The sequence below is a fragment of the Streptomyces albidochromogenes genome, from assembly GCF_005981925.1.
GTDB classification, from domain to species: Bacteria; Actinomycetota; Actinomycetes; order Streptomycetales; family Streptomycetaceae; genus Streptomyces; species Streptomyces albidochromogenes.
The window spans coordinates 19,749-27,398 of record NZ_VBVX01000060.1 but is presented as its reverse complement, the minus strand read 5'-3'; the positions used below and the strand labels follow the sequence as shown (position 1 = coordinate 27,398).

Here is a 7,650-nt window from a genome sequence, read left to right as displayed (position 1 = left end):
CATATGACCAAGCCGCTCGTCACCCAATGAGCAAGCCCACGACATCCCACCGCCCGAGCCACCAGGCGCCGCCCCGTCCGCCACCCACCAACCCCCAAGAGCGGCCTGCGAGGGAAGCGCTGCAGTTGCCGCGTCCATCACCGTCTGTTGTGGCTGGGCAGCGTGGTGCGTGCGGGACCGGCCCTCGACCGGGACACACGAGTAGCGCGACGCGCAGGTCAGCGTGATCCCGTCGGCTGGGCGAGGCGGCGGGCGGGCAAGGTGGCGGTGGGCATCGGGAGAATGTCGCGCGCGGTGCGGCGGAGGTGTCGTACGTACTGTTCTCGCGGTACGAGAAGAGTACCGAGGTCGCGGACGTGCGGGCTGTCCCGCTGCGCGTCGAGCAGCACCCCGCCTGCCTGTGCGAAGCGCGCTGCGAGGTCGGATACGGCGACCTTCGAGGCACCGGGACGGTGGAAGAACATCGAATCCATGCTGAGGACCGATCCGACCTGGAGGCCGAAGACGCCGCCGACGAGATCGCTGTCCTCCCATACCTCGACGCTGTGGGCATGACCCAGCTCATGCAGGCGGATCAAGCTTGCGATCAGTTCTTCAGTGAGCCATAGCGGGTTGCGGTCGGCGCGGCATTCGCGGACGACTTGCTCGAACCTCTGGTTCAGACTGGTCGACCACGGCAGCCGGTTGCGCAGCCGCCGGGCGAGGCTGCGGCTGAGGTGCGCGGCCGAGACGGGCAATACCGGCCTGGGGTCGGGCGACCACCAGGAGACGGCGTAGGGATCGTCTGATTCCTCCCCTACGAGGGGGATGCGGCCCTCCTCGACCAGGTCGGCGTAGAGCACTTCGTTGAGAACGCGGGCGTAGTCGTCGGATGTTGGGAACGGATAGAGCCCGGCGCGGTACGCCGCCAGGAGACTGGCCGGACTGAGGTCGGCGCAGAAGGCCACCGGGCCGTCGGGCGCTGCTTCCAGTACGTCCAGTGCCTCCCAGTCCGGACATCGGTTCACGCTCCGTGCCCCTGCCTGATCACCGGCCGGATGCAGTCGGCCTGTTGGAGGTAGTCGATGTAGCGGTCCATCACCTGCGCGTCTACCGGCGGAACGTCGATTCCGGCCTCCATCAAGGCCCGTTCGGCGTTGTCGCGGCTGAACTCCGGAAAAACGCCCTGGAAGTACATCTCGCTCACGGTGATGTCTGCGCGGCTGCAATGGTCGACGAAGAGCGGAACGAACGGGGTTATCGGGTCGGTGGGGTGCCCGGCCGCGTACTTCACCAAAGCGGCGATCCACTCGGGGTACGGGATCTCCTGGACCGGGTAACCACGTCGGCGCAGTCGCCCGGCCAGCGAATGCAGCAGCGTGGGACGGGAATTGGTGAGGTGGTACACCTCGCCGCGAGCGGGATGATGGGTGGAGATGTATCCGATAGCGCGGGCGAGGTGGTCAGCCGGCAGGAAGTCCAGCGGCAGCCCGACGTCGGGGCACAGCCCGGTCCGGGCGATGAAGGAGAAGAGGGCGGCCATCTCGCTGCTGGTGTTCATTACGCCGGTTCCGCTGCCACCCGTGATGTCCATCAGGCGGTAGATGGCGACCGGTAGGCCCGCCTCGGATGCCTTGTTAAGCAGCGCCTCGCTGACCCATTTGGTCTCCACATATCCCACCGACAGATACTCGGGGAAGCGCAGCGGGGTGCTCTCCGTCACCTCCCGCACTCCGGCGGGACCGAATCCGGCGAGCACCGCCATGCTGGAGGTGAAGTGGACGGGGACGGCCCTGGCGGCGGCGAGGCGGACGATCTCGTGTGTTCCGTCGACGTTGGCCGCGCGCAACTCGTGGTAGGGGTAGATGAAGTTGACTTGACCGCCGAAGTGGTAGACGGCGTCGATGGTCGATCCAAGCTCCTCGAACTGGTCGGGACGCAGCCCCAGTCCTGGCTTGCCCAGGTCCCCGATGATCGGCTGGACGCGCGCGCTGGGCAGATCGCTGAAGACGTACCGCTTGTGGCTTGCCCGGAGCTTCTCCATGCCCTGCTGTTCATCGGAGGCCCTGACCAGGCAAAGGATCCGCCCCGTCGTCCTGCGCAGCAGCTCGTCGATCATGAATGCGCCGCAGAACCCCGTCGCCCCGGTGAGGAGGACGTCGCCGAGGCGCTCGGGGTGCGGTGCCGGCGCGTCACGGCCTACCGGCGGAAGAAGCCGATCCGTCTCGGCGGCGAAGTCGACGCCTGTCGAGTGGGCCAGTGTGCCGGCACGTGCCTCACGCACGGACTCGGTGAAAGCCGCGAGTCTCGGTTGCCGCAGCAGGGATCGGGTCAGGTCGCGGAGCTGTGTGACGCCGATGCCGAATATGACGCGGGTCCGGGCTAGCATCTCCATGGCCAGCAGCGAGTTGCCGCCCAGCTCAAAGAAGTCGTCGTACGGTCGGACGTACTCCACACCCAGGATGTGGGCCCACAACTGGGCCATCCCTTGCGGCACCGGACGGTCGTCGGCGCCGGCTGTCGGTGCCGCGGTCGTGGGTTCCGGTACGGCTCTGCGGTCGAGCTTTCCACTGGGCGCGACGGGCAGCTGCTCCACCGCCTGGAATGCTGTCGGGACCATGTAGCCGGGCAGGACCTCGGCCAGTGCCGATCGCAGCCGTGAGCGCAGGGCCGGCTCGTCGCCGGGCGTCGGCGCGGCCGATGTGTAGTAGGCGATGAGGTGCCGGTCTCCATTGCCGCGCGTCCGAGAGACAACCATGGCCTGGCCGACCTCCGGGTGGGAGGCGAGGGTGGTTTCGATCTCGGCCGGGTCGACCCGGAACCCGCGGATCTTCATCTGGTCGTCGACTCGGCCCAGGACCTCCAAGTTGCCGTCCGAGCGCCAGCGTCCCAGGTCCCCGGTGCGATACATGCGCTCCCCCGGCGTGGAGCTGTGTGGGTTGGGCAGGAACTGCTGTGCGGTCAGAGCGGGTTGCTTCCAGATACCGCGCGCCAGTCCTGGGCCGCTGATGTATATCTCGCCGCGCTCGCCCGGCGGCACCGGGTGCAGTTCGGTGTCAAGTACCTGGACGTGGTTTCCTTCGAAAGGCCTGCCGACCGGGGCGACGGCGCTGTCCGGTGCGGCGAGCACTTCCTCGTTCAGGTCGCAGAGCGTGGAGGTGATGGTGGTCTCAGTGAGCCCGTAGGCGTTGACGAGCCGCGCGCCGGGCATCCGTCGCAGAACGGCGTGGCAGTCCTTCGCGGTGACGATCTCGCCGCCGATGATGCCGAGCCTCAGCGACGCGAGGCTATCGCTCCGGTCCGCGACGGAGACGATCCGCTGCCAGTAGGCGGGGGTCAGGTCGGCGACGGTGATCCCGTACTCCGGGAGGTGGCGCAGCAGGTCGGTGGGTGCCCACGTCAATGTGCCCGCCAAAACGAGCGTTGCCCCGCTGATCAGCGTGGCGAAGATCTGCTCCAGTGAGGTGTCGAAGCCGAGCGCCCCGGCGTGCAGCACCCGGTCGCCGGGCGTCAGTCGGTACGCCCGGGTGACCGCGGTGAGAGAGTGGGCAAGCGACCGGTGGGTGATCATCACACCCTTGGGAGGACCGGTGGATCCGGAGGTGTAGATGACGTAGGCGAGGTCGTCCGGCCGGGAACCGCGTGGTGGCGGCAGTCCCTCGAGCGGTGCCTGCATGGCCGGTTGCTCGGCGTCGACGATACGCGCCTCGCACCCGGCAAACATCGGGGCGTGCTCGCGGCCCGAGACGATGAGGCGTGAGCCGGTCTCCCCGATGAGTCCGACGATCCGCTGCCGCGGAGTCGCCGGGTCGAGCGGCAGGAACGCACCGCCGGAGTTCAGCACCGCTAGCAGCGCGACGATCAGCTCGGGCACGCGGTCGATGCATACGGTGACGACGGACTCCGCGTCGGCGCCCGACTTCCGCAGCTCTTGGGCAAGCCGGTCGGCGCGGGCGGTCAGCTCTTCGTAGCTGAGATGGCCCTTCTCCGAGAGCACCGCGAGAGCGGACGGCTGACGCCGCGCCCGCTCGCGGACGAGCTCCGGCACGGTATCCGGCCTGGATCTCGAGGGCAGCCGTTCGGCGCGTGCGCTCGCGGGCCGCATGTCGGTCCACAGGCGGTCGACCAACCTTCCGCACCACGCGGCGGATGCCGGTCCGCCGATCCGGTCCCACCCGTCCGGATCCCGGCGATCAGCGGGCCAGATCGCGTACTGCTCTTCGTCATTGCGCAGTACGACGCACGGCGCAGCCGGCTCTGAGGGAGAGTCCTCACGTTCGGTCACCTTAGGTCTCCTACCTCGCGCACGCCCTCAGGCGTCCTGCGTCCTGCGCTCCTCGCGCGACAGGCCGCGGTCATCACCGATTCCAGTCCGCAGGTGCGTCAGGCAAAGTGGCCAGGCCGAGCGGCTGTGCGAGGAGGAGCTGCTCCGCCTCTTCGGCGCTGACCGGCTCGGCGAACAGGTATCCCTGGCCGAACCGGCAGCCCATGGAAGTCAGCAGCTCCTGCTGCCTCACGTCCTCCACTCCCTCGGCGATCACCGTCAGGCCGAGCGTGTCCGCGAGATGCGTTATGCCCTCGACAAGGGCGTACTGTTCGGGTGAGCGCCCGAGTTCGTCGACGAACGACTTGTCGATCTTCAGGATCGAGATCGGAAACTCCCGCAGGTAGCTCAGTGACGAGTAGCCTGTTCCGAAGTCGTCGATCGCGATGCGGATCCCAAGGTCGGTGAGCGATCTCATCTCGGCCAGAATACGTTCGTCGTTGTACATCAGGACACTCTCGGTCAGTTCCAGTACGAGAGATGACGGCTGGATGCCGGAAAGGTCCAGGACGCGCCGGATCACTCGGTAGAACTCCGCATCCCGGAATTGACGCGGCGACACATTGACGCTGACGTAAGGTTGGACGAAGTCAGCCGCCCCCTCGCGTTGCACCGATTCCTGCCACCGGGCAGCCTCGGCTGCGGCCTGATTGAGCACCCAGGCACCGAGCGGGACGATCTGCCCGCTCTCCTCGGCCAGCGTGATGAACTGCTCCGGCAGCACCATGCCGCGCGTGGAGTGGGGCCACCGAACGAGCGCCTCGAAGCCGGAGACCTGTCCGCTGGTCAGTTCCACAATGGGCTGGTAGAACACCGTGAAGGAAGTATCGATCGGTGAACTGTCCAGGCCTTCCTGCAATTTCGCACGTTCAGCCATGCCGCTCTGCAGATCGGGGTGGTAGTGGCGCCACTGGCGCTTGCCCGCAGTCTTTGCCGCGTACAGCGCGAGATCGGCGTGTGTCAGCAGTTCGACGGAGTCGATGCTGTCCTCCGTCGTCGCGACGCCGATGCTCGCGTACGTGACCACCGGCCCCACACTGAGCCGGAACGGCTCGGTGAACACGGTCATCAGATGTTCGGTGAACCGATCCACTCCTGCCGGCGCGATAGAACCCTCCACCAGCAGTGCGAACTCGTCGCCGCCGATGCGCGCGGCGGTGTCGTAGGCGCGGACGGTGGTCGACAGCCGGAGTGACAGGGCGACCAGGAGCTCGTCGCCGACGCCGTGGCCGTGTATGTCGTTGACGACCTTGAAGTCGTCCACGTCGACAAAGAGCACGCCGACCACGGTGCCGTCGCGCTGAGCCTGAGCCAAGGCGTGGTTGACCCGTTCCTGGAAGAGCACGCGGTTGGCCAAACCGGTGAGCGAGTCATGGAACGCCTGGTGCGTGAGTTCGCGTTCGAGCTTGCGCTGTTCGGTCACGTCCTGCAGGGTGAGCACCACCCCGCCGACGGTCGCCTCCGCCCGCAGGTCGCTCCACCTCACCGCGACCTCTATGGTCGCCCGGTCGGTGCGGATCATGCGCCAGTGCTCGCGCCTGCCCTGGTGTTGGCGGCTCCGTATCCGGCCGAGCGTTTCGACCACCGCGCGGCTGTCCTGCGGCGGCACCAGATCGATGAGGTGGGTGCCCTCCAGGTCCGGAACGCCGAGCACCTGGTCGGCGGAGGGGCTTGCGTAACGGATACGGTCGTCGTCGTCGAGGATCAGGATGACGTCGGAGGCGTTCTGCACCAGTGTGCGGAAGTACACCTCGCTGTTGCGCCGATTTACCTCCTGGGCGAGGGCGACCCGTGTCACGGCAAGTGCCGTCTGCGTGGCGAGAGTCCCCAGCGTTTCGCGGAACACGAGCAGGTCCTGCTCGTCCCCGGCCACGATCAGCGCCCCGATCTGCGGATTGCCCGAGGGATGATCCTGCGAGGCGAGTGGGCAGATGAGTACCTGGTCGGTGCGGGGCGGCTCCTCGATGCGTCCCGTGAGACAGTCGGCGAGATGGGGCCCCAGATCGTCGAGGGTCGCCAGGCGGTTCTCGCCTGTCGCGGTGGCGGTCAGGTCCAGTGCGGGGGCGGTCCCCCGTGCGGCCACGGGTCCGCGTACGCTGTCGTGCGCTCCGTTCACCCAGAGCGTGTTGTCCGGGGTGAGGAGCAGTGCGGAACTCGGCGGGCCGTGCGGCATCAGCTCCGTCACCGCCGAGTGGGCGGCGGCGGCCACATCCCGCAGATTGCCGGCTCCGCCCAGTGACGACACCGCGATGCGCAGCACCTTCTCCCGGCCGACTGCCTGCCGGTGGGTCGCGGCCACGCCCGCCAGACGGTAGAGCACGAGGACGAAGAGCACGGCGGAGAACACCCCGATGACGCCGACGTGGGTGCTTACACCGCGCACTGCCTCCGTGAGGAGGATGGTCGGCGCGATCAGCGACGCGACAGTGAGCAGGACCAGCCGGCTCCTGGCGGTTTCGCCGCGCCAGGCCATCGGCTGGGTCAGCGACCGCATGGACGGATGGAGCGCGGCGGCCGCCCAGGCCCCGTACAGGACGGCCCAGCCGAGCTCGACCGCGGTACCCGTGCGCCAGGTCCCGTGCAGTTGTATGAGGCCGTAAGCCACGTCTGCCACGAGCAGGCCCACAGTGCCCGCGGTGAGCAGCATGAGCGAGAGGCTCTTGCCGCCGCGGCCGGCGAGCAAGCGCAGCAACATCGCCAGGACGAGGATGTCCCCGAGCGGATAAGCGATGGAGAATGCCTTCTGTACCCAGGTGAGATCCGGGACGTGGGCGTACGGCTCGATGAGGAATACCCACGACAGCAGTGCCAGACCGACTGTCAGCGTCAGAGCGTCGACGAGGCTCGCGCGATCACGCCAGCCCGTGCGCCAGTGGACGAAGCCCAGAAGACCAGCCGCATAGAGCGGGTACGCCGCGAGATAGAAGCCGTCGGCGATCGAAGGAAACGGCAGCTGCTCGGGGTTCGCCTCGATAAGGACGATCTGGGCGGCTTCGCCTGCGGCGAAGGTGAGATTTCCAGCGGCAAGCAGCAGCCAAGGGAGTCGGTGCGCCGGGCGCATCAGAATGACACCCAGTACAATGCCTATAACGCCGGTCGCCCCTATACCTACGAAGATCAGCCGCTGTTCCGAGAATGTGTAATAAAGCGCGGTCAGCACGACCACGCAGGTAGTGACGGCGGCCAAAGCAGTCTGGCTTCGCAGTAGCGGGTTCACCCCCACCCACCTCCTGGGAGGACCACTTGTCTGGTGGACGATCTGTGCGAACGGCACCGGGCGTCAGTTGGCAGCCCCGTGGGGACGGGCTGAGAGCTGATACAAGGAGAATGCTGGGCTAGGGCTCGGC

3 protein-coding genes and 1 pseudogene are annotated in these 7,650 nt (G+C 67.4%); all 4 read right to left on the bottom strand.

Going from position 1 to position 7,650, the window contains the following annotated elements; translation table 11 throughout:
• Window positions 1-218 precede the first annotated feature (218 nt).
• Window positions 219-947, bottom strand: a complete 729-nt coding sequence (locus tag E2E34_RS11120) for a leucyl/phenylalanyl-tRNA--protein transferase (RefSeq protein ID WP_244315626.1) — start codon at window positions 945-947, stop codon at window positions 219-221.
• A 56-nt stretch (window positions 948-1,003) separates the two neighbouring features.
• The gene (locus E2E34_RS11115) at window positions 1,004-4,027 is read right to left on the bottom strand and encodes an amino acid adenylation domain-containing protein (protein WP_244315624.1); all 3,024 of its coding nucleotides are present in this window, start codon (window positions 4,025-4,027) and stop codon (window positions 1,004-1,006) included.
• A 45-nt stretch (window positions 4,028-4,072) separates the two neighbouring features.
• A pseudogene (locus E2E34_RS37230) lies at window positions 4,073-4,264 on the bottom strand (MbtH family NRPS accessory protein); the annotation flags it as partial.
• A gap of 73 nt (window positions 4,265-4,337) precedes the next feature.
• Window positions 4,338-7,469 (bottom strand): EAL domain-containing protein, encoded by a 3,132-nt coding sequence (locus tag E2E34_RS11110; protein ID WP_138901727.1) that lies wholly within the window; start codon window positions 7,467-7,469, stop codon window positions 4,338-4,340.
• Window positions 7,470-7,650: the final 181 nt, after the last annotated feature.